The following is a 25,359-nucleotide window of genomic DNA, read 5'->3' as shown; positions in this document are numbered from 1 at the left end:
GTTTGTATGATTTTTTTTATATTGCTTGTGCGGTTTTAATTAGAGCCTATGGTTTATTTGTTCAAGCTATAAACCGTTTATGTTCTGCTATGCAATTACAAGATATTAGCCGCAGAAATGCAGAAATTGACGCTGCTAGAGGTATGTTATTTGAGGCTTTAGCAGATTATACTAATCCCCATTTATTAGCAGAAACCTGTGCGCCTGGACAACTGCGCCGATTAGAATGTTCTTGGGCTATTGAACAAGCTATTATTACCACTTATCAAGTCCAAAATGAAGTTTCCGCAGTAAGCGATCGCCTATCGCAACTCCAAACTAAAATATGTGAAGATGCCCATACTGTAATTAATCAATGTGAATCACACGACGAACTTGATTTTCTCTTTCCTGAACTTACCCGCATTCATAATCATGATTTAGTGATCATCGAATCATGGCAAAATCATGTAGATTGGGTAAAATCTCTACCTCCAGCAGAATTAAAACTTTTAAATAGTGCTGATTTCAACAGTAATTTAAATCCAGAAGCTACCCAAACTATAATTAATCTAGAAATACCACCAGAACAAATAAGCTACGAAAACATCGCCGAAAAATCTCATTTTTATTCTTTACGTGATCAATTATTATTTATGTTTGCGCCAGAATTACGCCGGGAATATGAAAATTATGTCAGTCAACAAGCCGCAAATTCTGGATATAGAACCTTAGTTACATCTAATTTACAACTAGCATCAGATTTAACAGTTGCTAATCTTTTTCACTACTTTAATATTAGAGATGAATCACAGGCAGATGAGTCAAAAGTTAGTTAAAATAAACCCAACATCACAAGACAATCTAAAATTATGACCTATACCCCAGTAAAACCACTCACCTTTGAGCAATTTTTAATTGAATATGGGGACAATACCCGCTATGAACTAATTGACGGAGAACTCAGAGATATGGAACCAACAGGACCCCATGAAGAAGTTGCTGGAAATATTGCCGGGAGAATTTATACAGAGATTATTCATAATAAATTAAACTGGTTGATTCCTAAAAATTGCTTAATTAAACCCTTCGCTGCTGAAGCTACAGCACTTCGTCCAGATGTAATTGTCTTAGACAAAGCAAAACTTAATCAAGAACCACTTTGGCAAAAAGAACCAATAATTTGTCATGGAAATACTATTAAATTAGTTGCTGAAGTTGTGAGTACAAATTGGCAAGATGATTATGCCAGAAAAATAGAAGAATATGCTTTTTTAGAAATACCAGAATATTGGATTGTAGACTTTCGGGCATTAGGTGGAATCCAATTTATTGGTAATCCTAAACAACCTACATTAACAATTGGTCAATTAATTAATGGTGTCTATCAACAAGAAAAATATCGTTTAGGAGATAGTATAGTTTCTCCTCTATTTCCAGATTTGAAACTTAAATTAGATGACATAATGCCATAGAATCGTAGGTTGGATAGAAAAAAGATTAAACCCAACAGACTCCATGTTTTCGTGTTGCTTAAGGAGTTGGTTTATAAAACAAAATTGATAATTTTCGTCATTTTAAAAAGCCCGTGACGAGGATTGAACTCGTGACCTCACCCTTACCAAGGGTGTGCTCTACCACTGAGCCACACGGGCGAAAGCCGAAACAAAATTAAGGCTTATAATGCTGTACACTTATGGTACAGCATTTATAATTCTTAATCTTTGTAGGATATGGGCCGAGCTGGATTTGAACCAGCGTAGGCGTAAACCAACGGATTTACAGTCCGTCTCCATTAACCACTCGGACATCGACCCGTTTGTTTCCCACTGCTTAACTATAATAGCAGCACTCTCTGGATTTAGCAAGGGGTTAGAGAAAATATTTTTTGATAACGTCTAAATCCTTTACTCCCAGCTAGTTTCAGAAGTTTACGCCATTAGGGACTTCCAAGAAATAAATTATCCTGATTAACGAACCACAGAGGCGCAGAGGACACAGAGGAATAAGGGTTTGAGAGATTTTTGCGTTAGGTGGTTGAGTATTTTTTTATTTGGAAGTCCCTTAGTTCGTACCCATTGGTGTCAACTTAACGTAAAACCGATAGCCCGCCTGGGAATGATAGCGTAGCGTGGCGTTAGCCATATTCCCAGTCTAATAGCAAAAGTTGTCTGTTGATGACTAAAAATCCCCAGTTTACTTTAGTAAACTTTACTTATTAGCCCGGAAATTCATTTTTGGGTGGGTGTGGAAGCCAACAAATAAGCCATCTGTAGCCTAAGTTGACACCATTAGTTCGTACCATTTACGAGGTTCAGCTTGCGGGGACAAATTCTAGGCGATACCGATATAATGCCACTGGTCGAGAACCTGCGGTAAAATAATCGGGATCTTGGGGTGAAAGGTAGACGGCGGTTACTTGATCTGCGGTAATGGCTGGAGAGGGTGTGGAGAGTTTTTGATAGGCTGTGGTTGACTCTACAGTATTCAAATATGGACGAGAACTGCCTTTAAATAATTGTTGGAAAACTTCTGTGGTGATGAATTGATTATCTGCTGTTATTTCGGTGGCGCGATCGCTGATAATGGAAATTAATTGCCGTTCACCCCGCAAAAATGTAATTTGCCGATTGGGAGATTGAGGATCTACTTTGGATGATAGTACAGCCTCATCGCCTAAATAAGCTCTGGATAAATTTAAACTATTAAATTCTCTATCTGCTACTAATATTGATGCTTGATTTTGAAAGTTACCAAAAATTTTAAACCCAGAATTAGTTGGTTTAACTTTAATGAATTTCACTAAAAAACTAATTGGTTGATTTAATTGACTGCGATTACCTTCAAAGCCTGGTGTCACTATATCCGGTGCTAAAGGTGCGGCTAAATCTACTAATGTGCTGGTAACTTTCCAAGTCCCAGCTATCCAGTCAGGGTAAACTAAATCTCCTTTGGCTGGTTTGACTGATGTTAATTTTTCCCATTGGGGGAATTTGGCTAAATGTTCTGCTAATTCTCCAGCTTGTGCTTCGTTATTTCCTAACAATAATAAAAGCATTAAGCAAAAACTAACAATTATTTTCATCAACATATTCAACAATTAAAAGTTAAATTTATTTAAAAGGATGTTTTAAAAGTGGTATTCCGTAATTTTCATCACATTGCTACCCCCCTTTACAAGGGGAAAGGGGGGAAACAATAAAAATCCAGTTCCCTCCCCTTTACAAGGGGAGGTTTAGGGAGGGGTAAAAAATATTTGATACATCAACCATAACTTTTCAAACACCCTCTAAAGATCCCCGACTTCTTTGAGAAGTCGGGGATCTGAATCTTAGGAAGTTACAAGGCTTCTAGTGCTAAAGGTTGCCAGGTTTCTCCATATTTTTCCTTTAAAAGTTGCCAAGCTTCTACTTGTCCTGGTTCGTATTCTCCGGGTTTACCCCATTGTAAAAAGAGGCTTAATGCAGGTTTTTCTTCTGGATCTAAAAACCGAATCGCATAGGTTGTAAAATTTCCTCTTTTGGCTTCACCTGTTTCAAATTTCACTTTTTGAATCATATCCATATTCAAATGAAATTCAAAGCCTTCGGTGTGCATATTCGCATATTTACCTTTTGGTAATTCGGCGTAAAATAGCTTTTCTATTTTTCCTCTAGCTTCTAAAACAGCGGCGCTACTGGTGACAATTAAGCGCAAAGTTCCCAAGGTTTCACAAGCTTCCAAAAATTCTTTCAATGTTGTACTCATATGTGTTGATTTTTTAGTTGTTAGTGTTCAATTTCAGATTTATAGCGTTTTTTTGGATGTAATACAATCCAGAAGGCAAGAGGGCGCAGACCCTGCGCCCCTACGTTTCGTATTTTTCATAGGCAGCAACAATCCGCTGCACTAAGGGATGACGAACAACGTCTTTTTGAGAAAATTCGCAAATGGCGATTCCTTCCACATTTCTGAGAATCTGTAAGGCTACATCTAAACCTGATTTTTGATGGGGTGGTAAATCGGTTTGGGTGATGTCACCTGTGATTACCATGCGGGAGTTAAAACCCAATCGGGTTAAAACCATTTTCATTTGCGCCGGTGTGGTATTCTGGGCTTCGTCAACGATGATAAAGGCGTTATTTAATGTCCGTCCCCGCATATAAGCTAGTGGTGCGACTTCGATGATTTCCCGTTCGATTAGGTTGGGGACTTTTTCGGGGTCTATGAATTCATTAATGGCATCATAAAGAGGACGTAAATAGGGGTTGACTTTTTGCTGTAGGTCTCCTGGTAAAAAGCCGAGTTTTTCTCCTGCTTCGACTGCGGGACGGGTTAAAATCAGCCGTTCAAATTGATTACTGAGTAGGGCTTGGACTGCCATAACTACAGCGAGATAGGTTTTCCCTGTTCCCGCAGGACCAATACAAAAGGTTAAATCACGTCTACGAAGTGCGTCTATATATTGGCGTTGGTGAAAGGTTTTAGCGCGAATTTCAAAACCCCGGCGAGTTTTGGCGAGGATATCCCGTTGTAGGTCTTGGAGTTGGTCTTCTGTATTTGTATCGAGGGCTTGACGGGCTGTGAGAATATCGGCGCTAGAGATATTATTACCTTTACTCCACAAATTTTCGAGCGATCGCACTAATCGCTTTGCTAATTCTACCTGTTTGGGTGTTCCCGAAATTAATAATTCTTGCCCCCGGAGGACTAAGTTAGCCCCTGTTTGTTGTGATAAAAACTTGATATTTGCCTCACCATAACCAGCTAGAGCGATCGCACTGGACATACTAGGCAGTTGAATTATGGAATCATCTGCCATATTATTGCTGAATTGGGTAAAAGGTGGTTTTTAACAAAATTAATATTTTCCTATTAAATGTAAATTGAAAATTCTATAATTTTCTGTCAATTAAGGCTTATTAAATAAAACTAAAACTCGAACAATTTATCAGGTTCTATACTATTCTTCCTTTCTTTCTCCTGACTCCTCTTAAAATATTGGAAAATAGGCTGACAACATTTGTTAATTCTTGGCTGGTAAATCCGCAGTGAACACGGAAATATTCGCCAAGACTTGACAATTTTGTTGTCCCCTTTCTCCATCTTTCCCAGAAAATAATCTGTAATCAACCATTTAAACTGACCAGTTATGATCTAGCGTAAACGTGGTTTAACAACAGGTTTGGGAATATTGCTCTCTCTTTCTTTCGACTTGGGTGGTAGTATCCGCTCTTCCTGGTCTTCATCAAAAGACATACTATCTCGACTGTGGGAACTGCCGCCGTAAATATCCAGGTATACTGATTGCCCAGCTAGTTCTGCTGCTGCGGAAATTACAGTGCGAATTGCCTGGATATTTCGTCCCCCCCGACCAAACACTTTTTCTTTATCTATGCTGTTAAAAGCAATGCGAACCCAAGCCCGCTTGAGGGTTTGAGACATTTCACAATCAACGCTTAAAGATTCTGGAGATTCTAAAAACGGTTGCACAAGAAACTTCACCAGCCCCACATAATTGGGATTGGTTGTTAGGGATTTAATCTCAAGACTATGATGCGGCTGTTGCACTGACCTGTTCAAAAACGTTAGCTTTTACGAGGATACGACGAACTGTATCGGTAGGTTGAGCGCCTTGTTGCAGTCGCTTAACAATACCAGGAATATCTAATTTTACTTCATCAGTTCTGGGGTTATAAAATCCTAGTTCTTCTAGGGGGCGACCGTCACGACGGGCAAGATTGTTAATAGCAACAATCCGGTAACTTGCTTCGCGCTTTTTGCCAAATCTTTTTAAACGCAATTTGATCATGTTGAGAACTGTTTCTCCTGTTCCTAGTGAGTGAGTTTGTAACTGATTGATAGGGAAGTGATGGGGATATTATACCCGCCTTCACAACTTCCAACACTGAAATGCTAATTTTAGCACTTTCTAGCCGTGAATGGCTATTAGTTTAGTTGTCAGTTGGAAAGATATTCTCTTCATTCCCTGTTCCCGTCGTTTCGGGATAAAACAGTTGTAGTACCTCAATCTTTCCTCCATTACCTGCACTAACTCATTATAAACAATTTTGATAAATTATTGATCAGAGCATAGACTACGTGCTTATTTCCGCACAGACCAAGAGCGAACTTGACCTAAAATCACAGGAATTCTGTCACTAACATCAATAGTAAACAAAAACACCTTTTTAGACGGTCCTAAAGCTCAGTTAATGTCTTCATAGAAGAGTCGCGCTCGTTGCCCACACTCACCTGAAAGGGAGTGTGTGGAGTATGTCACAGATTATTGATATCAATACCTTTAGCTGCTAATTTTGCTAATAGGTCTTGATAATTTTTGTATTCTTGTTCAGCACGTTGTTTTTCTTGGTCAGCACGTTGTTTTTCTTGGTCGGCACGTTGTTGTTCCTGGTCGGCACGTTGTTGTTCTTGTTCGACACGTTGATTTAATTCCACAGATGTGAGAAACTTAGCGCCATGAGGATAATAAATTTCTAAGTTATCTGCTGTGAGTTTAAAACGTATGTCTAAACGCGGGCTGACCCAATTATTAATATCCTCAATTGCCTCTAAACATTCTTGTTCAAGAATAAATCCTGTTAATTCAATTGTGTCTGGATTGTATATATAATACTCTTCTACCCCATAACGCTGATAAAAGAGGATTTTTTTGGCCATTTCTTTGGTGCTATTTCCCGGAGATAGGATTTCAAATACCACTTGGGGAGGAATATTATTTTCTTGCCATTGTTTATAAGAACCTCTATCACCTTTGGGTCTTCCAAACACTACCATGACATCAGGTGCTTGTCGGGTTTTTACACTTCCTTCTACAGGATACCAAAGTAAATCACCAGCTATAAATACATCATTGTTTGGGGCGAATAATATTTCTAAATTTTCCTTAATTTTAACAATCCATTCATATTGTTTAGTATTATCAGACATAGGGTTGCCATCACTATCAGGGTAGATGATTTCTGGTTTGATTTCTGGTTTGATTTCTGGTGGTATAAGTTGCTGTACCATATCTGAATCTCCATTTTACCAAAGGTAAATAAAGTTTTGAACACAAGCAGTGGCACTGATGAATATATTAACAATTATAGTGATTTGCGATAGACCCTGAACAAACACCATAATTATTGCATTTGGCAAATCCCGAATTTATGGGAGAAATTCGGGATTTTGTGCTTAAATTCTAAAGAGTCCCAAAACCTTTTTTCTTTTTCTCTTTCTTTTTCTTCGCTGGTGGTGCGCCACCGGGGTAGCCACGCCAGCCGGCTGAGGGGCGATTACCACCTGCGGCTAAGGGATTACCACCACCAAACATTCCTGGCATTCCTGGTATACCACCTTGTCCCATTTGCTGCATGAGCGATCGCATTTTTTGGAAGTCCGCTACCAGTTTGCTTACATCCGCTTCTCTGTACCCAGAACCAGAAGCTATGCGGCGGCGACGACTGGGAGAACTCGATAATAAATCTGGGTCACGGCGTTCTTTACCCGTCATGGAATTAATCATGGCTTCACAGCGTTTTAGCTGGGTTTCTCCATGCTTTAACTGGTCATCAGAAAGCTTGTTCATGCCCGGAATCATCTTCATAATTCCGCCCAAAGAACCCATGTTTTTCAACAACCGCATTTGCTTGAGAAAGTCAGTAAAATCAAATTTCGCTGACAGGATTTTCTCCTGCATTTGCTCCGCATCTGCCAAATCTATCTCTTCTTGGGCTTTTTCAACTAAGGTGAGAACATCCCCCATGCCCAAAATCCGCGAAGCCATCCGGTCAGGATAAAACGGTTGTAGAGCCTCGACTTTTTCCCCTACACCCACAAATTTAATCGGCGCACCGGAAATTTGCCGCACAGATAACGCCGCGCCACCTCGGCTATCCCCATCCATTTTGGTCAGGATTGCCCCAGTAATACCGATTTTATCATGGAAGGTGCGCGTGAGATTTGCCGCCTCTTGCCCGGTCATTGCATCCACAACTAACAGGGTTTCATCGGGCTGGACTATTTCTTTGATGCGGGCTAATTCCGCCATCATATCTTCGTCAATTTGTAAGCGTCCGGCAGTATCAATAATTACTGTATTTATGCCTTCGGTTCTGGCACGTTCCACACCTTGACGGGCTATTTCTACGGGGTCTGCTTCAATTCCCAGTTCAAATACTGGGACATCAATTTGCTTACCAAGAGTAATTAACTGGTCAATAGCTGCGGGACGATATATATCTGTAGCCACTAATAAACAACTACGATCTTGTTTTCGTAAATGCAAGGCTAATTTAGCGGTGGCTGTGGTTTTACCTGTACCTTGTAAACCAGCCATTAAGACAACGGTGGTTTTACCTGTAACTTCTGCCAGGGGAACATTTTCTTCCCCCATCACCTGCACTAATTCATCATGAACAATTTTGATGAATTGTTGGTCAGGACGTACACCAGCGATAACTTCAGCCCCTTGTGCCTTGGTTTCAACTTCGCTAATAAAATCTTTGACTACCTGGAGATTAACATCTGCTTCCAACAAAGCCCGACGCACTTCCCGTAAAGCGTCTTGTATATTGGATTGGGAGATTTTATCCTGTCCTCGCAGTTTTTTCCAGGCGGATTCTAAACGGTCAGATAGTGCATCAAACATATTTCAGTTACAACGTAGTTCGTCTGTTGGGAATATTTGGTAAGTTTTTAACTCTCTTCTTTACCAGCTTATCTGACTCTAGCAACTGATTGATCTGGTAAACCGTAATTTTGAAGGTGTCCTCAGTCATGGACAAACGTTCGCGGAGCGTGGCGTTAGCCATACCACAGAGAACACAGAGGACACGGAGAAATGAGAGTTAACGATGATTTATAGGTAAGTTTGACAAAAAACGAATAATTTCCCATTTTATGGGTTGTTCAATTTATTTAATTTTCTGTGTCTCAAAATCATTCACTTTGAACGATTTTCAAGCGTAATTCTTGTAAATCTTGTCTGTTTTGACTAATCCAACTGAGACTTGTTTCACTAGATTTTAATGTTTGTGTATGAGCTAATTCATGTTGTTCAATTAACTGCTCTGAAATAGCTATTGATTGTTCAATAATTTCACTAGCAACTTCTAATCTATCTTGAAAAATTGAGATAACTTTCTCACATACTTGATCATAAATATCTTGTGCAGATTCATTAAATTTTTCTAAACCTTTTTCTAATACTTTTGGTTTGGGATCATCATTTCCAAAAAAGCTCCCAATTATCCCTCCTAAAGCCATATTAATCAAAATTCCACCCGGTATTAATGCTGCTAACAATCCTGCTACTATAGCTCCTCCCATAAAACCACCAAACCAATCTTTTCCTTCACTGTCTTGTGGAGATAATGATAAATTCAATTTAATATCTTGTTTAACGTTAGCTATAGATAAACTAAATTCATTAACAAGATTTGAACCACGCTCTAAATCTATAGATTCAAGATTACTTTTAATTGCCTCTACATGAAAACTGATTTCATTATCTAATAAAGAAATATAATCTTGCAAATATTCAGATATCATTTTAGATTCAAAATCTTTCTGAAAATCTTTAGCAAAATCTCTAACAAACATTTGAGCATAATCATTCATTATTTTTTCTTTATCCTCTTGGCTAGAAATCCATTTTTCACTTTTTTTAGTTAAACGTTCTTCTAAATTTTCTACCCATTTCTTCCAAGATTGTGAAATTTTTTCCATAGTTTCTTCCACAAGACTGTCAAACAAAAGACGTATTTTAAAATCTCGTCCAGTTGCTTCACCAATACAATCAAATATTTGTTGCTTATCCTGTTCTGAAAGTGTTATTTTACCAGAAATGATTTTCTCAAATTGTTCAAATTCTGAACTACAACCAGTTATTAAATTATTGAGTAATTGAGTCGCTTTTTTTAGTTTAAGTAAACCTTTTTCATTAATCAAAAAACTTTCAACAGATTGAGTGAAAAATTGAAAAGATTTAAGGTAATCATTTTCAGTATTTTCTAAAATAGCATCAACAGCACATTGGGCAGAAATAAAATGAACACGGTTATTACCTGTTATAATTGGTTCTTGTCCAAATACAAATTTTTCTACTCTTTGCTGAACACCTTGACGATCTTGTTCTTTGCGTAGTAAATCTATAAAATTAACGACAACAAAAATATTATTAGCAGGTTCATTTTTATTACCGTTATTAACTTGTAATCTTAATTCTTGTAATAATTGTCTTTCTCCCTGTGTTAAAAGACGTGAAGCATTAGTTAGGAAAATAATTGCATCAGTATCTTGAATTAGTTGCTGAGTAATAGCACTTCTGTTAGGATGTTCATTTAATCCAGGAGAATCAACAATTTCTACTCCATTTTTACATAAAATTAAACCAGGATGTTCTAAAATAATTTCGGTAATTTCTGAGTGAGCTAATTCTTCTGCTAAACTATCAATAGCAGCATCTTCTGAAATACTGGCTTTTTCTTGATATTGTTCAAACGGAATTTCTTCTTCTTGTCCATCTCTATAACGACAAATTACTCGTTTTTGAGTTCCATATTTTAAAACAGTAATTGTACCACTACAAGGAATTGCTCTTACAGGTTGAATCTCTTCCGCTAACCAAGCATTAAGTAAAGTTGATTTACCTTGACTAAATTCACCAATTACAGCAATTCTAAAACGTTGAGATTGTAATTGTCGTAAAATTTCTTTGATTTCTTCTATCAAGTATTCTGAAATAATATTTAGATTAAATCCTTCTTCTAATAATTGTAGTAAATTGTTACAGTAATTTTCTAATTGTTGACACTGTTGTTTAAATAACTCAAAACCTGAATAAGCTGGTTGTAAATGATGATTTTCCTGATCATTATGGTGTTTATTGGGAAAATATTCTAAACAGTGATTAGCCGCTTTTATGAACAAATTATCAAGGGAAGACAATTTTACAGGATCAAGTAAATCTCTGATTTGATTTAAGTCTTGTTCATTTACAATAGTTTTATCTGCAAAAACTGCCTCTAATGTATGCAAATAGTTATTTGGAATTTGTAGGTTTTTACCAATATTTTGTAAATATTTTTTCTCTTTAACATCAATTACTCCATCAGCCATAGACATTTGATACCCTAAACATATTAGTAATATTTTTTCTGCTTCTGTTAAAGATGCAGCTAATATCAATAAATCGTTTACATTTTGATATAATTTATCTTGAATGATTTTTTTATGAATAATCTGTAAGAATTGACGAAATTTATTTTGTTGAGGAACTAATATATTAATAATATTATTGAAATATTCCTTTTCTTTACTAGATACTTCGTTATCAATATGAATAACCCCTATTATTAAAAATAATACAGCCGTCATAAAAACAATAGGAGGTGTGAGGTGTTTTTTCGCTAATTTTTGACCAGTGAGACGGGATAATAGTTCAACTGCTTCAGTTTGGATTAGTGAGGTATCCATAAAATTCCTTTATCATTAAGATCGTTAATTACTTAATTTATTATGACTTATTTAGGCAAAAATTTACCTGATTAATGGGATAATAGCAAGAGATACGTTAAGTCTAGCCAAGGAAGTGTTAACTATGCTATTTCAGTTTCCTCCAATGATTGAAGCGGGTATTGCAGCAGGCCAATACTTGCAGGTCTTTTCTTCTACAGGAGTACCTCTGAGCATAGCTAGAGATACTACTACAGGTCAGTTTGTAGGTAATGCTATAGGATTGTTAGATCAAAGTGGACTTCCTTTTCATCCTATAGCAGTACCTTTAGATTTGGCTACCAGTGGATTAGAAATGTATCAAATGCACAAAGGTTTTCAATCTGTACTAACAAATATAGGTATTTTACAATCAACTACATCTGTTATAGGTATGGGTGTTGCTACGGGTGTCGCTCTTTCTGCTGTTAATTTATATCAAACTATAAAACTGAGAAAAGCGGTAGAACGTTTAGAAATTAAGGTAGAAAATGGTTTTATTGATTTAAAACAGGCTTTGAAAAATCAAGGTTCGGAAATTATCCAACATATTGATCAAGTTGCTAAAGATATTAAATTTGAACAACATCGTTTAATTTTAGTTAGAGCTTATGGCTTATTTACGCAAGCAATTAATCGCCTTAATTCTGCAATGAAAATACAGGATATTAGCCGAAAAAATACTGAAATTGATTTAGCACGATCAATGTTATTTGAATCTTTAGCTGACTATCGCAATCCTCAATTATTTGAAGAAACTTGTGCATCAGGAAGTGTAAGAAGATTAGAATGTTCTTGGTTAATTGAACAGATGATTGTTGGTACTTATCAGGTACAACATGAGTTAGTAGCAGCAAGTGATCGTCTTGTAAATTTACAACAACAAATGCGGGAAGATTCAGTTAATGTTATTATGAGTTGTGATTCAGAGGAAGAACTTGATTTTTTATTTCCTGAAATTAACAGATTACATGATCAAGATTTAATTGTATTAGCATCATGGCAAAATAATCTTGATTGGATGCAATCACTTCCTCCTTCTGAACTAAAATTATTAGCAAGTTCTGACTTTAATCAATCTCAAACGGTTGTTAATTCCAATAAAAAACAATTTAATGATATTATTCAACAACCTGAATTAGAACTCTATGAAATTTTAAAACAAAAATCTCATTTCTCTTCTCTCAGAGACCAGCTTGTATTTATGATGAAACCTGAATTAAGAGAAGAGTACGAAAATTATATTAGTGAAGAGTCCAAAAAATATGATCATAAAGTTTTTATTCCTTCAAATTTAAAACAGATTTCTAATTTTACTTTATCTAATCTTTTTTGGTATTTTTATATTCGGGATGAGTCTCAGCATCAAGAAGAACAAAATGAACCTGAACACATTAATGATGCTCAATACAATGCACAGATTAAATGTCCTTCTTGCAATAGATTAAACTATGTGAAAGCAGAAATGTTGAATAGCGTAATAAAACTTTACATATTGAAATAAACTTAGCCTATAAGTGCTATTTTTCATCTTATCCAAATAAGTTTTCTAAACCAATGAACATAACTTATTTCCTGACACATATAGGACTGAAGATAACGGAGTTTATCTAATAAAGTTTTGCCAAATTCTTGCGGTATTTCTATTAGTTGCAATATCAAATAAGCGATTAAACAGCACATTATCTGAATTCTAATTCCATTCTCATTCTTTGTCATAAGTCTGTCTAACTTGAGGTGCATTTTTAAGAATTTCCATAACAATTCAATTTGCCATCTTTGTATGTAAATTTCCATAATCTCTTGATTACTAACTTGCTCTTCTCCTTCATTTAATAAGTTTGTTGCTAAACGAAATTCACTCTTAGTTTCTATATCACAAAATGCTACTACTCTAATTTCCACTTCTCTTTCATCTTTGCCAACTTTACAATTACCATTTTCTAGCATTTCTAAAGTGACATTATTTTTAATTCTTAAGACAAAAGCTTTATTTTTTTGTTGTTTTAATTCAGATATTCTTTCGGAGGATGCAAATCCTCTATCCATTATCCCTACTCCTTTTGACGGAATTGCTTCTACTGTTTCTTGTCCATATTTATGGTCATGTCCTTGCCCAAAATGAATCACCATTCCACCAACTTCTGATGTCAAACTATCTAACCCACAAAATAGTTTTACTTGATGATATCCTTGACTCCATAATAATTTACTTGTTAATGTAATAATTGTTGAATCTATAGGAAATAATGCTTGGGTTTCTTCCTTTCCTTTTTTCTTTCTCAGTTGATTGTTTAATTCAGTTATTATCTCCAAAAATACTTGAGTATCTCTCTTTTTACTTGCCTTGGAAAAATTTGATATTTTTAAATCTATCCCTTGATTATTTAGTCTTTGAAATAAATCTCTCATACTCACTATACTTTTATCCATGACATACTGTAACCACACTGATACAAATGAAAATGTGTCCAGAACTGGATAATCTTTTTTGGGCAATGGTTTCAATATTGTTTTGACCACTTCTGGGAAATTCTTTAAGCGCATAATTTGATAATTCTTTATCTAGATTTTTTTAGATTGTATCAAATTATGGTACTTTTTTTTAATCTTTTCCTAACATTCAACACTTCTGGTGTAGTCATACTAATCATCCCAATCATAGCTTATATCTTTTTTGCCATTGCTTCTGTTATGTCCAGACTAGCACTAGGAGGGGTTGGAATTGGTGATAATTACACTAACTATAATAGCCAATTTGAACTCACTCCCAGCGATGGTATAGGCTATACTCTTACGACAGCCATAACATCTATTGTTCGCTTTATCTTTAACCTAATTCTTGTACTACCACTCAAATTCTTTATTGGTAGTCACACCGATATGTCAATGGAAACCCCCCTAGCTGAACTTCCTGGCTATATATTAGAAAGTATTAGCTATTTACGTCCTCCAAATCGCTTCAGCTTTTACTGTGGTATCATCAGCTTTCCATTGATGGCCGGACTATATTTTTACTTAATCAAAACCTGAAATTCTTGATGGGTTAATTGATTAAAAGAATATAATTTATCTTTATAAATCATCACATTGATTAATAGAGCGATCGCAATCAATGATCACTCTCAATTTTTCCAGTTTATCAAAGTTTGCTGGACACAAGTTGTAAAATTAAACAAGCTTCGATTACTTAGAAAATTACTAAATAATCTAGTGTTTTAAACCCCATCTTTTGGTGTTGTGGAAGGAGTTGGTTTATTTTCCTGGGGTAATGCTTGTTTAGCAACATTATCAGCAGCTTGTTTAAACATTGGTTCTAATTTATCACGCCAGTATTTAATATTCGGGAGCTTTTCTGGATGATCTCGATAAGCTAAAACTTCATCCCATTGACCATTATCAATAGCTTTATTAATATCTTTAGCTAACGCTTCTGCTTTTGCCCAATCACTCTGCCATTGATTCACAGTATCAACGGTTTCTTTAATACTAGAAACAGCATTTCCTGAAGTTGATTTTAACAGAGAAATTGCTCCTTGTAAATCTCCTGATTCAAACTTTTGTCGAGCTTTTGCCACCGTTTTTGTCTTATCTTCGATGGCTGGTGGGGATGATTCAGGAGTGGGAGTTTCTACCACAGATTTGGCGGAAACTTGGGGAACTGGACGAGATGCAATTAAAGAACTATCATCTACAGTTTGAATAGCCAAACCTTTATCTCGACGGCAAGAAATCCATGTTTCGTTATTAGCAATAATATCAGAATGCGCCCATGCTAAACGTCCAGATGACAGTTTAATTTCTACCCAACCTCGATTTGTGCGTTTACCTGTCACCTCAAATTCACTAGCTGTACCCAAGGTTTTCAAAATATTATCAGAATTGATGGCACTGGGTTCAGACCGGATATTAGAATTAGCTGCAACTACAGCCATACAGTTATTTGTTAATTTGGTTTTTTCTCCCGTTGGATTACCAGTTAAACTCTTAAAATTGGGATATACATTTGTAAATAAAGCGGCTACACTACCAACTAATAATATGCCAATTAATAAAGGTAAAGGATCTGGTTTATTAGATTCTTGGGGAATATATTGTTGAGGTGCAGGTTGAACAGGAACATGATTAGCGGGCGAAACCGCCATTGTTTTCTGTGTAAATCTTGAAGCTAGATTTTGCGGAGACTGATAAATAATTTGAGGAGATACGGAAGGTTGGGCAAGTTCGGGGGTGATATTTACCAACTCTTGACAAGCTTGTAAAGCTTCCGTTGCTGTTTGATAACGTTCTTTGAAATGGTAACGTACCATTTTCGTTAAAATTGCGACTAGACCAGGATTCACAGGAATTAAATGTTGCCAGTTAATTTCCCCTGTATCTGGATCTTCTTGTAATTGACTAGCTGGGACTCCTGTTAATGCCTGAATGGCGATAATCCCTAAAGCGTAAATATCACTATTAGGACGGGGTTTACCTTGTCCCTGTTCTGTCGGCATATAGCCAGGTGTGCCAATGGCTACTGTAGCTGTTTGCTGTCCGCCGACCATAACCAAGGGCGATGCCTGCGGCGGGCAAGGCCAACGCAATTGTTTAACTGCACCAAAATCTACTAAAACTAATTTATAATCAGCCGCACGGCGAATAATATTATCTGGCTTAATGTCGCGGTGAATCACACCTTCCTGGTGAACAAACTCTAAAATACTCAAGATTTCCAGCAGCATTTGCATGACTTGGGCTTCACTCCAAGGCTGTCCAGGGATAAGTTCTTCATTGAGAGTATGACCGTCAATAAATTCTTGAACTAGAAAGAATTCCTTATTTTCGTCAAAATAGGCAAGAAGTCTGGGTATTTGGTCATGGTTACTCAATTTTTCTAACGTTTCTGCTTCGCTATTAAACAGGCGTTTAGCAGTAACAAAGATGTTAGGGTCAGAATTAGCTGGTTTCAGGTGTTTAACCACGCAGATGGGATTGCCTGGCCGTCTGGTATCTTGGGCAATATAGGTTTGACCAAATCCCCCTGTCGCCAAGACGCGAATGACTTGGTAGCGATGATCTAGTAATTTGCCTATCATAATTTCCCTCCCCAGCTTTACAGCTTAATTTTCCCGCTAGTAGTCAATATCTCCAAATTTCTCTTTCTAAAATCAGGTATCTTGAGAAAAGATTTAAATTATGTCAGCAGTCAGGAGTAAAGAGGAAAGAAAACAGAAGAAAAATTCCCTCGTCTCAACCAGCAATTTAAATGCCTGACAGCTTAACTACTTTGGCGATCGCTATGAAGTATAGTTTTTTTATTGAACCAAATTGTTAATTTTACGATCAGTATCCCTATTGACTAGCTATGCCACCTAAGATAACTAATTCTACCTCATGGCAACAAGCTGAAATCTTGATGCAACCTGCGTTCATTCGTGTGATTGATAATCTTCGCAAGCAGTTGGATATATCTGATTGGCAAGGCACTTATCAAGATGTATTAACTTGGCCTGCTAATACCCCTGATGAAACCAAAGCCTTGGTAACTCAGTTGGTACAAGAAATAGAAACCGCAACACCCATACAAGCGGAGGAAATTAGAAAAACTCTGGCGAGTTTACCTATGCCCCATGCAGGATATCATTTGCTTTTACAACGTAATGGACAACAAGTCAATCTAGATTTGTGGGATTTGTGTTATCAATTATGTTTTCTGAATTATAGTCCAGAGAATACAGCAGTTAATATTGATACTAGCTTAATTGATGAATATGGGGATGTGGATTGGCAACAATTAGAAAATAAAACTCAGCAATTGGTGAAACAGGTTTTCGCTAGTTTATCAATATTAGGCGACTAGAAGTCGCAGCTACACAAACAAAGTCCGCCTACGCGGACTAATTTAAACCGGGCGTTGCTGATTAAGGGTATGAATTTTAGTCTCACGCAAAGGCGCAATCACGCTTCGTGATCTCGAAGAGTAGACGCACTGAGGTTTGAGTTTTAAAGGTTCAATTTGGGAATTTAATACCTCGATTCAGCAACGCCTTTAAACCGTAATCCTGTTAATCCTTAAATCCTGGATATCCTGATAGCGTAGCGTGGCGTTAGCCATTTCTGACAATATTATTTCCTATGAAATTGATTTCTGAACCACCGATTTCTGTCAAAATTCAAAAGATGAAACAACGGGTGCGCTGGCAGCATTCGAGTATTTTACAGCAGGGAATTGACCAAACCTGCATGGTGATAGATGATGGCAACTCAGAAAGTCCAGATTTTTCGTTTATGGTGATGGGTGATACTGGCACTAAGTCCTATTCTGGACACCATCCCCAACGGGAAGTTGCCAAAATGATGGTAAATCATGGTAATGATTGCCGCTTTGTGCTGCACACTGGTGATGTGATTTATATGGTGGGTTCTCGTGAATATTACCCAGCTAATTTTATTGAACCTTATCGGGAATTTTTGGTTGGTGGTCATCAGCCTCAAAATATTGCTTATGATCAGATGGTATTTAAGTTGCCGATTTTACCAGTGCTGGGGAATCATGATTACTATGATGTGCCTTTACTCTATCGGTTGTTAACTGGTCCAACTTTGCCTTTGCGGCGGATGTTGCGTTATAAAGATATTGAGATTGGTTGGTATGGTTCAAATCAAGGTGATGCTTATGCTAGGGCATTTTTAGATTATTTGGCGGCAGTTTCTCCAAGTGACTTAGAAGGATATTTAAAACAGCATTACAACGCTCAAACTGGTACTGGTAAATGTTTGCGTTATCAGCCAGGAAATTTTACTCGTTTACCCAATCGGTATTATAATTTTTGTTACGGTGGTATTGACTTTTTTGCCTTAGATTCTAATACTTTCAATACTCCAGATCCTTTACCTCATAACCAAGCTGGGGATGATTTCCGTCGGGAATTAGGGCAACGTCGTCAGGAAATTGACAAGGAAGAATTACGGATTTTGACGGAATGTGACAAACTCAATCCTGAAAAGTCTGATGACGCGGAATTATTGGCTGAACTTGGGGCAAAATTAGACCAAATCAATGAAGTGAAAATTGATATTGAAAAGCAATTAGATTCTCATACAAATACTAATGTTGATTTTGAACAATTGACTTGGTTAAAAGAAAAGTTAATTGCATCTTGGCAGAATGACGCAGTTAGAGGACGGGTAATATTTTTCCATCATCCACCTTATGTGACGGAAGGTAGTAAATGGAATCAAAGGCAAACTTTAGCGGTTCGTCATCGGTTACGGGATGTTTTTGATGAGGTGGCGACAAGTTTAGGTAATATAACTCAGAAACGCCCAATAGTAGATATAATATTCAGCGGACACGCACATTGTTTTGAGCATTTGCAAACTGTTAATACAGGACACGCAGATTCTTATATTAATTATATTATTGCCGGTGGTAGTGGTCGTCGTCTTCGTCGTCAACGTCAAGAAGGAGGAGAATTGCTGGAAACTTTCAATAATAATGGGGATCTTGCCATTCGTAAGGTTGCTGATTCGCTGTTGTATGTGGGACGGAGTGGGAGTGGTTTTGAGAGTAAACAGCCTTATTCTTGTGTGCGAGTGGATGTATTGGGGGGTTTTCCAGCTAAATTTATGATTACACCTTTAGTGACAGAGTTAGTTGCGGGTAAATGGTGCGATCGCCAATTAAAACCTTGGATAATTTATAATCCAGGAGGATAGAAAATAGATAGCCAAAAATTTGCTAAAAACAAACCAATATGCCCCTCTCCGCGTCGGAGAGGGGTTGGGGTGAGGTTCAATGAATTCACGTTAAAATAATTAAAAATCCGCGCTTTGTGGTGTGCGAGGAAAGGGAATCACATCCCGAATATTTCCCATACCCGTCATAAATTGCACCAATCTTTCAAACCCCAAACCGAAACCAGCGTGGGGAACAGTACCATAACGACGTAAATCTAAATACCACCACAAATCCTCTGGTTTCATACCCTGTGCTAATACCCGTTTTTCTAAAACATCAAGTCTTTCTTCCCGTTGTGAACCACCAATAATTTCGCCTATTTTCGGTGCGAGAATATCCATAGCCCGGACGGTTTTTTCATCATCACTCAACCGCATATAAAAAGCTTTAATTTGGGCAGGATAATCTGTAACAATGACCGGCTTTTTGAACAATTGTTCAGCTAAATAGCGTTCATGTTCTGATTGTAAATCTGCACCCCAACTCACAGGGTAATCAAACTTAACATCAGCTTTTTCTAAAAGTTTGACTGCTTCTGTATAAGTCAATCGTGCAAACTGATTGTTAATAATATTATTGGCAGTTTCTAAAACAGTATTATCAATCCGTTCATTAAAAAATTCCATGTCTTCGGGACAGGTTTCCATCACATATTTAAAAATGTGTTTGAGAAACTCCTCAGCTACATCCATATCACCTTCTAAATCACAAAAAGCCATTTCTGGTTCAACCATCCAAAATTCGGCTAAGTGACGAGAAGTATTAGAATTTTCAGCCCGGAATGTGGGACCAAAAGTATAGACATTAGTAAAAGCCATTGCCATAATTTCGGCTTCTAATTGGCCACTGACTGTTAAATATGCAGGTTTACTAAAGAAGTCTTGGCTATAATCAATTTCTTGGTTTTCTGTTTTAGGAACATTCTTTAAATTGAAATTGGTCACACTAAATAATTCACCCGCACCTTCACAATCACTCGCGGTAATAATGGGAGTATGTACCCATAAAAAACCCCGTTGTTGAAAAAATTGGTGAATAGCGATCGCGCAAGCATTTCTGACTCGAAATACTGCACCAAAGGAGTTAGTTCGCGGACGTAAATGGGCTATGGTTCGGAGAAACTCAAAGGAATGGCGTTTCTTTTGCAGAGGATAAGTATCAGGATCAGCATCTCCGTATACTTTCACTGTATCTGCTTTTAATTCTATTCTTTGTCCTTTACCCTGAGAAGCTACTAGGACTCCTGATACTTCTATAGAACCACCTGTATTGATCTGTTTTAATATTCCTTGATAGTCTGGTAAATCTTGATTAATGACAATTTGTAAATTACCTAAAGATGAACCATCATTAACTTCCAAAAATGCAAATCCTTTTAATTCGCGTTTTGTTCTTACCCAACCTTGGACTACCAAAGTTTGTTCTGGTTTACCACTTCTTAATATTTCTGCAATACGAGGATTTAGCATTTTCTACAATTTGTATTTTTTAAAGAATTTCAGATCCCCGACTTCTCAAAGAAGTCGGGGATCTTAAAGAAGTCGGGGATCTTTTAAATCAACCAACCCAAGATTTTAATAACCAACCTATAATAACACCTAAACCGCCAAAACGAATAGCTTGCCAAAAAGGTCTTTTCAGACTTACCCAAGAAAACAACTGGCTTTCTAGGTTGATTTCTAATACTTCTAATTGTTTTTGAAGGCGATTTAACTCGGCTTTAATTTCTGGAGTCTGCTTTCTATTTTCCTTTAAATTTTTTAATTCTTGTTGCCATTGTGCCTTTTGTTGTTGATCTTTTTGCACTTGAGCATATCTATCTTTCAAGAATTGGAGTTCAGCCTCTATTTCCTCTAATTCCTGTGCAAAATCTGGCTGGGAATTTTCCTCTAAATTAGTCATTGGTGATTAATCATTAGCTATGATGGTTAAATCATAACTTTTACTCTTAACTCGGCACTTAGTCTTATGTCACAAACTAATCAACTAAATGAAATCAGCACTCTAGAACTAGCACAGGCACTCATGGAACGGTTGAGTATCTCTCCCGATGATTGGCATCGCCTCAAGTCTAATCGCAATGCTCGCGCTAGTGAACAGGCAGCCGCCGCAATGGTGTTTTTGGTCAAAAATGAACCCCAAGAAGCACAGGCTAGGCTAGAACAGGCTGTAGGCTGGCTAGATAAGTCAATCTCCGCCCCTCCTTGCCCCACGCACGGACATCAGCGCGAGGTAATAAAGAAATAGCTCTCACCTGTTCCCTGTCCCCGTGGCGTAGCACCTGTCCCCGTGGCGTAGCACCTGTTCCCTGTCACCTGTTCCCTGTTCCCTGTTCCCTGCCCCCTGCCCCCTCTTATCTTCGCAAAGATAGTAAACGACGGCTTTCTACTTGCTTACAAAGGGTAAGTTCTGTCCCTTTGCCATTCCATTTTACTTGATCAAAAATCTGATGCAGTAAGGACATACCCCGCCCACTTTCTGCTTCGTCTGGTGGTAAATAGTCATCGGGATCACTATGATCTTCGAGGGAGGGTGTGAAACCGCTGCCCTGATCTGAGATAATCCACCAATACTGATTATTTATTAATGAGAACTGAACTACGACTAATTTGCCGGGATCAAGATTATTCCCATGTTTAGCGGCATTTACTAGGGCTTCTTGGAGTCCTAGTCGTAGTTCCGATTGTAATTTTACGGGAATATCGTTCAAGAGTAAATCTAGGATTGGACAAAGATAGAGGGTGGAGGCAAAACTAATTGTCCCCCAATAACGCCCAACTGGACGAAGAGAAATGGTAATCACAAGAGAAACCCCGTAGCTTTTATTTAGCTAGACATCAGGAAAGCTTTTTCAGGCATTCTGATAAAAATTAGGTAGCCATGCTGCCTTCAAACTTGAGTCTGTAAAACTAAATTTATAAAAATGCTCTTGGCCGATAACTGGGAATGAGAATTCATATTGTTGATGTACAACTTGCTAAAGTCAATCCGTTCATTTGCTAGATGAATAAGAATTGCTATTTTTAAACAGAATGGGCAGGACGCTCTGATTAGCTGCTAGTTTGTATTTAACACAATTTAATCTCTTCCTTCAGATTCTATACAGCTTCGATTTCTTTAAAACAAAATGAGTTTCTATTTTTATGTAATTCCATTTTACCATTATGAGTATCCACTAGAGTACAAATTTCTGATTTTTATTTTTAGAAAGAATTAACTATTCTGATCATTTTCCGACAGGACTAGAAAAGCGGCTGCTTCTACATGGGCAGTTTGAGGAAAAAAGTCGGCAGGTTGCACTCTTGTGAGTTTATATAGCCCATCTTCGCAAAGTAATCTGAGGTCACGGGCGAGGGTGGCTACTTTACAACTGACGTAAACAATTCGAGATGGTTTCAGGTTTCTTAATGTTTTAATAACGTTAGCTTCACATCCTTTGCGGGGCGGATCAAGTAAGACGACATCTGGGATAATTTCCAAATTCTGGAGAATCTTTTCTACTGCGCCTACTTGGAATGTGACATTATTGATTCCATTTTCTTTGGCATTGATAGTTGCTTGTTGTACTGCTGTGGATTGCAATTCTAACCCTGTGACGTGCCGTGCTTGTTTGGCTAGGGGTAAAGTTAATGTTCCTATACCACAATAGGCATCAATGAGGATTTCATCTCCTTGTAGGTTCAGTTCTGACTGAATTACTGCTAGGAGTGCTTCGGCTGTTTCTGTGTACACTTGGAAAAATGTATCTGGTCCGATTTGAAAATCTAGTCCGGCGAATTTTTCTTGGAGGTGGGGGGTTCCAGCTAGACAACGGGTTTCTGATCCAAATATAGCATTTGTGCGATCGCTATTGCGGTTAAGTGACACACCAACTAACTCAGGATAACGCTGTAACCATTGCTGTGCTTGGGTTTCAATTCCTGGTAAATTCCAATCTTTGACGACCAAAGTTAGCAGCATTTCTCCTGTGCGACGACCAATGCGTAAACCCAAATGGCGAATTAAGCCTTTATGTCGGGTTTCGTCATAAATTGACCAACCTTGCTTTTCAATATCCAATTTTACTTCAGCTAATAGGGGATTTAATCGCTGGTCTTGGACGGGGCATTGATTCAAGTTGATTAATTTATGAGTACCTTTGTGATAATATCCAGCTTGGACATGACCTGTGGCTGACCTACCGATAGGATAGGTGACTTTGTTGCGATAGCCGAAGGATGCAGCAGTTACTAAGACGGGATCTATCTGTGGATTCACAAAACCGCCAATTCTTTCTAAAGCTTGAGTTACTTGATTGTGTTTGGCGATTAATTGGTAGTCATAATTAATATGTTGCCACTGACAACCACCACATTTATCAGCGACAATACAACTGGGACGCACCCGTTGAGGCGAGGCTTGCAATAATTCTTGCACCTGACCATAGGCATATTTTGGCTTAACATTGAATAGTTTAACAAGTAGGCGATCGCCCAGAACAGTATCAGGAACAAAAACCACCCTCTGTTCAAAGCGTCCCACACCATCCCCAGTGTCGCTTAAATCAGTAATTTCCAGTTCAATAATTTCATCTTGTCGCCACATTATATTAGTCATTAGTCAGTTGCTAGAGAACAGGGAACTTTCTCACTAGGAAGCGGAAGTTGCCCAATGTGAAATTTTGACACTCCCCGGTCTCAAGACACGGGGATTCTTGGTTCGACGAGACCACTTAAACTAGATTCCTTGCGTTGTCTAACCCAGAGGTGGGACTCTCCCCAAGCGTTAACTTTCGGTCTGCCCGACCGTAGTTGCATTACTGCAAGTCCTGTTTAACTTGAAACGAGAAAGTTTCAAAATTCTGATTTGTCTAGTGGTCTGTCAAATTTATTTTGACGGGTAATGATCGGAAAAAACTTCTGTTCTTCCCTCCCCTGCCCCCCCTGCCCCTCTTCTCCCCCTGCTTGCCTTCACCCGTCATTTTCGGGTTGACAGACTACTAGTCCCTATAAATCTTTTAACTACTGCTAGGAAGAAGCTAGAACAATGCAGTAGAAACGCATAGATCTAATTGTCAAGGTACAAATTACCGTTAGGTAGTTAGGTTTTTATACAGGTTGATTACCTTTCCTGTTACAAATAGTGTAACACCATAAGTCACTAGGGGATAAATCCCCCACACGGCTTTCATTTCCGGATTAAAAAACATTAGAATTTAAGAGTATTTAGGATTTTTACAGCGATTTCCAATCATATAAGGTACATCTTAACCCCCTCATCGCTTGCGGGGAGGGGGTTGGGGGTGGGGTTCTTTTTCCGGGTTTGATGACAATTTGCTGTAGGTTTTAATTTCGGGGCTTTTAGCCCATTTTTTTGTAAATTAATTTATCTCTATCTTCCCATACACTTCACGAATGTCCCTTTAAGTCGGTAAACTAGCAGATATAAATATTTCAGTTCATTTAGATAATCATGACTGTAATTAGCCAAGTTATTCTCCAAGCTGACGACGAACTGCGTTACCCCAGCAGTGGCGAACTCAAAAACATCAAAGCATTTTTGGAAACAGGTGTGCAGCGCACAAGAATCGCCGCCACCCTTTCCGAAAACGAGAAAAAGATCGTTCAAGAAGCCACCAAAAAACTTTGGCAAAAACGCCCTGACTTTATCGCCCCCGGTGGTAATGCTTACGGTGAAAAACAACGGGCTTTGTGTATTCGGGACTTTGGCTGGTACTTACGCCTCATTACTTACGGTGTACTTGCTGGTGACAAAGAACCTATTGAAAAAATTGGTTTGGTTGGTGTGCGGGAAATGTACAACTCTCTAGGCGTTCCTGTACCTGGAATGGTAGAAGCGATCGCCTCTCTCAAACAAGCGTCCTTGGATTTATTAAATGCAGAAGACGCTGGGGAAACTGCACCTTACTTTGATTACATCATTCAAGCGATGTCATAATCAAAACCCTGTTTAAAAGTCTTGAATTCCCTAAAGTTGGTAGTAGCTATGGCAAATATTTGTCAGGTTATTAACTAGTACACTGCGGCGTAAATAGCATGACTATTAAAAGCTCTGAAAATTTGATTAGACATCTCCAAAAAAGATTGTAGAGAAGTTCCATATAACGTCTCTACAGGTTTTTCAGTCCAAGTATCTTTAATTTCTGGAGATGTCTATTGATTACAAGGCTTAAAAATGGT

The 25,359-nt window shown here is 37.8% G+C and carries 22 protein-coding genes and 2 tRNA genes; 8 read left to right on the top strand and 16 right to left on the bottom strand.

Features of this window, described 5'->3' with window-relative positions; genetic code table 11:
• The first annotated feature begins 2 nt into the window (after positions 1-2).
• Positions 3-818: a hypothetical protein gene (locus AA650_RS28905; RefSeq protein ID WP_234413250.1), complete on the top strand. Its 816-nt coding sequence runs from the start codon at positions 3-5 to the stop codon at positions 816-818.
• Between the two features lie 33 nt (positions 819-851).
• Complete coding sequence (locus tag AA650_RS23395) at positions 852-1,454, top strand: Uma2 family endonuclease (protein ID WP_053540863.1); 603 nt, start codon at positions 852-854, stop codon at positions 1,452-1,454.
• 108 nt (positions 1,455-1,562) lie between these two features.
• Here the strand turns inward: AA650_RS23395 and AA650_RS23390 are convergent.
• The 10 genes from AA650_RS23390 to AA650_RS23345 all read right to left on the bottom strand — a co-directional run bounded on the left by AA650_RS23390 (position 1,563) and on the right by AA650_RS23345 (position 11,439).
• Positions 1,563-1,634, bottom strand: a tRNA-Thr gene (locus AA650_RS23390).
• Between the two features lie 79 nt (positions 1,635-1,713).
• A tRNA-Tyr gene (locus tag AA650_RS23385) sits at positions 1,714-1,796 on the bottom strand.
• A gap of 497 nt (positions 1,797-2,293) precedes the next feature.
• Positions 2,294-3,070: a DUF6816 family protein gene (locus tag AA650_RS23380; protein WP_053540862.1), complete on the bottom strand. Its 777-nt coding sequence runs from the start codon at positions 3,068-3,070 to the stop codon at positions 2,294-2,296.
• Positions 3,071-3,318: 248 nt separating this feature from the next.
• Positions 3,319-3,726, bottom strand: coding sequence for a ChuX/HutX family heme-like substrate-binding protein (locus tag AA650_RS23375; protein WP_053540861.1), 408 nt, complete (start codon positions 3,724-3,726; stop codon positions 3,319-3,321).
• 100 nt (positions 3,727-3,826) lie between these two features.
• On the bottom strand, positions 3,827-4,780 hold the full coding sequence (locus tag AA650_RS23370; protein WP_053540860.1) for a PhoH family protein: 954 nt from the start codon (positions 4,778-4,780) through the stop codon (positions 3,827-3,829).
• 335 nt (positions 4,781-5,115) lie between these two features.
• Positions 5,116-5,502, bottom strand: coding sequence for a KH domain-containing protein (locus AA650_RS23365; RefSeq protein ID WP_053541388.1), 387 nt, complete (start codon positions 5,500-5,502; stop codon positions 5,116-5,118).
• A 7-nt stretch (positions 5,503-5,509) separates the two neighbouring features.
• Positions 5,510-5,770 carry a 30S ribosomal protein S16 gene (gene rpsP / locus AA650_RS23360; RefSeq protein WP_027403099.1) on the bottom strand — a complete coding sequence of 87 codons (261 nt, stop codon included), beginning with the start codon at positions 5,768-5,770 and terminating at the stop codon, positions 5,510-5,512.
• Positions 5,771-6,237: 467 nt separating this feature from the next.
• Complete coding sequence (locus tag AA650_RS23355) at positions 6,238-6,990, bottom strand: Uma2 family endonuclease (RefSeq protein ID WP_053540859.1); 753 nt, start codon at positions 6,988-6,990, stop codon at positions 6,238-6,240.
• A 172-nt stretch (positions 6,991-7,162) separates the two neighbouring features.
• Positions 7,163-8,611, bottom strand: coding sequence for a signal recognition particle protein (gene ffh / locus AA650_RS23350; RefSeq protein ID WP_053540858.1), 1,449 nt, complete (start codon positions 8,609-8,611; stop codon positions 7,163-7,165).
• Positions 8,612-8,901: 290 nt separating this feature from the next.
• Entirely contained in the window at positions 8,902-11,439 is a 2,538-nt protein-coding gene (locus tag AA650_RS23345) for a dynamin family protein (RefSeq protein WP_053540857.1), read from the bottom strand.
• 124 nt (positions 11,440-11,563) lie between these two features.
• Here AA650_RS23345 and AA650_RS23340 point away from each other — a divergent pair, with 124 nt between their 5' ends.
• Entirely contained in the window at positions 11,564-12,961 is a 1,398-nt protein-coding gene (locus AA650_RS23340; RefSeq protein WP_234413249.1) for a hypothetical protein, read from the top strand.
• 23 nt (positions 12,962-12,984) lie between these two features.
• Here AA650_RS23340 and AA650_RS23335 read toward each other — a convergent pair whose 3' ends face one another.
• Positions 12,985-14,004 (bottom strand): transposase, encoded by a 1,020-nt coding sequence (locus AA650_RS23335; protein ID WP_053537527.1) that lies wholly within the window; start codon positions 14,002-14,004, stop codon positions 12,985-12,987.
• Positions 14,005-14,049: 45 nt separating this feature from the next.
• On the opposite strand from AA650_RS23335, the gene AA650_RS23330 reads away from it, so the two are divergent.
• Positions 14,050-14,490 (top strand): hypothetical protein, encoded by a 441-nt coding sequence (locus AA650_RS23330; RefSeq protein ID WP_053540856.1) that lies wholly within the window; start codon positions 14,050-14,052, stop codon positions 14,488-14,490.
• A 185-nt stretch (positions 14,491-14,675) separates the two neighbouring features.
• Here the strand turns inward: AA650_RS23330 and AA650_RS23325 are convergent, their stop codons facing one another.
• Positions 14,676-16,535: a protein kinase domain-containing protein gene (locus tag AA650_RS23325; protein WP_053540855.1), complete on the bottom strand. Its 1,860-nt coding sequence runs from the start codon at positions 16,533-16,535 to the stop codon at positions 14,676-14,678.
• Positions 16,536-16,804: 269 nt separating this feature from the next.
• Here AA650_RS23325 and AA650_RS23320 point away from each other — a divergent pair, with 269 nt between their 5' ends.
• Both AA650_RS23320 and AA650_RS23315 read left to right on the top strand, forming a co-directional pair.
• The gene (locus AA650_RS23320) at positions 16,805-17,299 is read left to right on the top strand and encodes a hypothetical protein (protein WP_053540854.1); all 495 of its coding nucleotides are present in this window, start codon (positions 16,805-16,807) and stop codon (positions 17,297-17,299) included.
• A gap of 275 nt (positions 17,300-17,574) precedes the next feature.
• Positions 17,575-19,158, top strand: coding sequence for a metallophosphoesterase family protein (locus AA650_RS23315; protein ID WP_053540853.1), 1,584 nt, complete (start codon positions 17,575-17,577; stop codon positions 19,156-19,158).
• A gap of 99 nt (positions 19,159-19,257) precedes the next feature.
• On the opposite strand, the gene asnS is transcribed toward AA650_RS23315, so the two are convergent.
• Positions 19,258-20,649, bottom strand: a complete 1,392-nt coding sequence (asnS, locus tag AA650_RS23310) for an asparagine--tRNA ligase (RefSeq protein WP_053540852.1) — start codon at positions 20,647-20,649, stop codon at positions 19,258-19,260.
• An 88-nt stretch (positions 20,650-20,737) separates the two neighbouring features.
• Positions 20,738-21,082 (bottom strand): hypothetical protein, encoded by a 345-nt coding sequence (locus AA650_RS23305; RefSeq protein ID WP_053540851.1) that lies wholly within the window; start codon positions 21,080-21,082, stop codon positions 20,738-20,740.
• A 66-nt stretch (positions 21,083-21,148) separates the two neighbouring features.
• Here AA650_RS23305 and AA650_RS23300 point away from each other — a divergent pair, with 66 nt between their 5' ends.
• Positions 21,149-21,427, top strand: coding sequence for a DUF6439 family protein (locus AA650_RS23300; protein WP_039204523.1), 279 nt, complete (start codon positions 21,149-21,151; stop codon positions 21,425-21,427).
• Between the two features lie 106 nt (positions 21,428-21,533).
• Here the strand turns inward: AA650_RS23300 and AA650_RS23295 are convergent, their stop codons facing one another.
• A complete protein-coding gene (locus AA650_RS23295; protein WP_027403110.1) occupies positions 21,534-21,983 on the bottom strand; it encodes an ATP-binding protein in 450 nt (149 codons plus the stop codon).
• Positions 21,984-22,393: 410 nt separating this feature from the next.
• On the bottom strand, positions 22,394-23,776 hold the full coding sequence (gene rlmD, locus AA650_RS23290) for a 23S rRNA (uracil(1939)-C(5))-methyltransferase RlmD (RefSeq protein WP_053540850.1): 1,383 nt from the start codon (positions 23,774-23,776) through the stop codon (positions 22,394-22,396).
• An 855-nt stretch (positions 23,777-24,631) separates the two neighbouring features.
• On the opposite strand from rlmD, the gene AA650_RS23285 reads away from it, so the two are divergent.
• Positions 24,632-25,117 (top strand): allophycocyanin subunit alpha-B, encoded by a 486-nt coding sequence (locus AA650_RS23285; RefSeq protein WP_053540849.1) that lies wholly within the window; start codon positions 24,632-24,634, stop codon positions 25,115-25,117.
• The last annotated feature ends 242 nt before the right edge of the window (positions 25,118-25,359 follow it).

The organism is Anabaena sp. WA102, assembly GCF_001277295.1.
Classification (GTDB): domain Bacteria; phylum Cyanobacteriota; class Cyanobacteriia; order Cyanobacteriales; family Nostocaceae; genus Dolichospermum; species Dolichospermum heterosporum.
The sequence above is the reverse complement of the archived record's forward strand: the minus strand, read 5'-3'. Positions and strand labels throughout refer to the sequence as shown.

Coding starts and splice junctions, on each gene's coding strand:
- ffh (WP_053540858.1), bottom strand. CDS start 8,611: ATGTTTGATGCACTATCTGACCGTTTAGAATCCGCCTGGAAAAAACTG.
- AA650_RS23340 (WP_234413249.1), top strand. CDS start 11,564: ATGCTATTTCAGTTTCCTCCAATGATTGAAGCGGGTATTGCAGCAGGC.
- AA650_RS23345 (WP_053540857.1), bottom strand. CDS start 11,439: ATGGATACCTCACTAATCCAAACTGAAGCAGTTGAACTATTATCCCGT.
- AA650_RS23320 (WP_053540854.1), top strand. CDS start 16,805: ATGCCACCTAAGATAACTAATTCTACCTCATGGCAACAAGCTGAAATC.
- AA650_RS23285 (WP_053540849.1), top strand. CDS start 24,632: ATGACTGTAATTAGCCAAGTTATTCTCCAAGCTGACGACGAACTGCGT.
- rpsP (WP_027403099.1), bottom strand. CDS start 5,770: ATGATCAAATTGCGTTTAAAAAGATTTGGCAAAAAGCGCGAAGCAAGT.
- AA650_RS23335 (WP_053537527.1), bottom strand. CDS start 14,004: ATGCGCTTAAAGAATTTCCCAGAAGTGGTCAAAACAATATTGAAACCA.
- AA650_RS23355 (WP_053540859.1), bottom strand. CDS start 6,990: ATGGTACAGCAACTTATACCACCAGAAATCAAACCAGAAATCAAACCA.
- AA650_RS23330 (WP_053540856.1), top strand. CDS start 14,050: ATGGTACTTTTTTTTAATCTTTTCCTAACATTCAACACTTCTGGTGTA.
- AA650_RS23375 (WP_053540861.1), bottom strand. CDS start 3,726: ATGAGTACAACATTGAAAGAATTTTTGGAAGCTTGTGAAACCTTGGGA.
- AA650_RS23325 (WP_053540855.1), bottom strand. CDS start 16,535: ATGATAGGCAAATTACTAGATCATCGCTACCAAGTCATTCGCGTCTTG.
- AA650_RS23300 (WP_039204523.1), top strand. CDS start 21,149: ATGTCACAAACTAATCAACTAAATGAAATCAGCACTCTAGAACTAGCA.
- rlmD (WP_053540850.1), bottom strand. CDS start 23,776: ATGACTAATATAATGTGGCGACAAGATGAAATTATTGAACTGGAAATT.
- AA650_RS23370 (WP_053540860.1), bottom strand. CDS start 4,780: ATGGCAGATGATTCCATAATTCAACTGCCTAGTATGTCCAGTGCGATC.
- asnS (WP_053540852.1), bottom strand. CDS start 20,649: ATGCTAAATCCTCGTATTGCAGAAATATTAAGAAGTGGTAAACCAGAA.
- AA650_RS23395 (WP_053540863.1), top strand. CDS start 852: ATGACCTATACCCCAGTAAAACCACTCACCTTTGAGCAATTTTTAATT.
- AA650_RS23305 (WP_053540851.1), bottom strand. CDS start 21,082: ATGACTAATTTAGAGGAAAATTCCCAGCCAGATTTTGCACAGGAATTA.
- AA650_RS23380 (WP_053540862.1), bottom strand. CDS start 3,070: ATGTTGATGAAAATAATTGTTAGTTTTTGCTTAATGCTTTTATTATTG.
- AA650_RS23315 (WP_053540853.1), top strand. CDS start 17,575: ATGAAATTGATTTCTGAACCACCGATTTCTGTCAAAATTCAAAAGATG.